Below are 1,776 nucleotides of genomic sequence, written 5' to 3' on the forward strand. Positions count from 1 at the left end.
TTATCTATTTTATCTGAAGCCAATAGCTTTTCTGTTATTGAACTCCAGGGATCAGGTGGCGTCGTTGGCGTATTTCCACCGTACGATGTGGCCGTCGCATTGCTGCCATAAACGGTGATATTACCTGGGGAAGATGATGCTGTCGGTGCTGTCGGTAAGTGATGCCCATTCACGTTGTCCGTTGCATCTGACGTTCCCACCGCCTTTTCTGAGGTGCTTGGCTTCGCAGCGCCAGTGGGCGTTTGACGCTGAAGCGCTAATGGGATTGACGCAACAGCATCAAAAATTTTCATATACCCAAAGCGGATAATCGCCCCGTGGATATCCGCGTGATCCTGGTTTGCGGCTTTTGCCTCCTTGGTAATCCCCATGACCTCATCATCGATCACGTTGAAGCACATACGAATATTGCCAGAGAAAATCTGTTCAATATTCGAGCGCGCCCACTCACGATCGGTGACATTATGATATTCACACCACGCATTGATCGACTGATTGAGCATATGCGCGGTGAGATCCTCCAATATATCCTTACTGTAGGTTTCAAGCAGCGGTGCCGCTGCTACCCAAAATTGTTTATCGTCTTTAGTGACATTTTTTACATGTTTATTCAGACTAATATTCGCGTTGAACTCCTCAGGCTCTTTTATGATTTCGGAACAAAAACGGTCGCATAATTTTTGATAACAGGCTTTCTCGGTTGAAGTGAAATTAGCTTCCTTAGTGGAAAGCAGACCCAGAACGCTTTTGAATAACTCACGGCATTCAACCGTTGTATTGGCATTGCGTAACGCTTCAGGCAGCGCGGCTTGCGACTGGGTGTGAATCAATCCGTATACACAGCCTACTTTGTCGGGTGCATGGATAAAGTTTTTTACGGCTAGCGAAACACCGTCGTTAGCGCACCCAACCACATTATCAGTCACTGTCTCAATCTGGGGGAGCTCTCGATTCATTCGATGATAAACATCGGCCTGAATATACCTGCCAAACCCTGGACTTACATTTCCAGATGCTCCAATTGTCATAAAGCCTCCACGATAATCAGTAATTAACTAATTTTCTCAAACTCACTACGATACTATTTCTTACTCGTTCTATATGTTTAACCACCACACGCCAACACCGTGAGCAGGTAATTTCGGCTCTGGGTTCAGGTATTCTGGGACGCATCGCATCCATGTGTGCATTGACTGATGGGTTATCCCCATAAACGGGCGGAGCGTTATATACTGGTACTTTTCTAAAATAGCGGACACGCCGTTCTTTCTGATAAAGCTCTCGCTCCCTGTCCGTCATCGGCTGATTTTTTATCACCTCAACCTTCTCCGGTATACTATAATTATATCGATAAACATAATCTTTTAGATTACATAATTCTGACGTTGTCATTGCCGAATTTCTCATCAAATTATAATACGGCAAAAGAATGTCACTATTATTTCTGGGTTTGAAATTCATAGATATTTTAAAAAACAGGTGGATTGAATATTATGACAGTGCTTTTAGTACCTCTCTGGCACTCTCCCCCAGCGTACTGATGACACTACTCAGTACTTTGTTTAAATTATCGAATGTGCTGTTCGCCTGACTATATCGCTGGGCGAAAGATTGCATGTTACTCTGGAAAGCGCTGCTTACAGAATTGAAGCTCGCCAGCCAGGCCTGATAGCGGGTGGTCGAAACATCAGTATACGAACCATCATCCGTTACTTTCGCCAAAGAAACGCTATCAAAGGTATCCTTGTTAAAACTGACTTTCCCATCTGTACTGAC

2 protein-coding genes are annotated in these 1,776 nt (G+C 44.4%); both read right to left on the reverse strand.

Features of this window, described 5'->3' with window-relative positions:
- On the reverse strand, positions 1-1,028 hold a 1,028-nt coding region (locus tag J5224_RS26455), incomplete at its 3' end, for a hypothetical protein (protein ID WP_264628145.1).
- Positions 1,029-1,491: 463 nt separating this feature from the next.
- Positions 1,492-1,776, reverse strand: a 285-nt coding sequence (locus J5224_RS26460; protein WP_264628146.1) for an IpaD/SipD/SspD family type III secretion system needle tip protein, incomplete at its 5' end; no start/stop codon positions are given.

Source organism: Candidatus Symbiopectobacterium sp. NZEC135 (genome assembly GCF_025962695.1).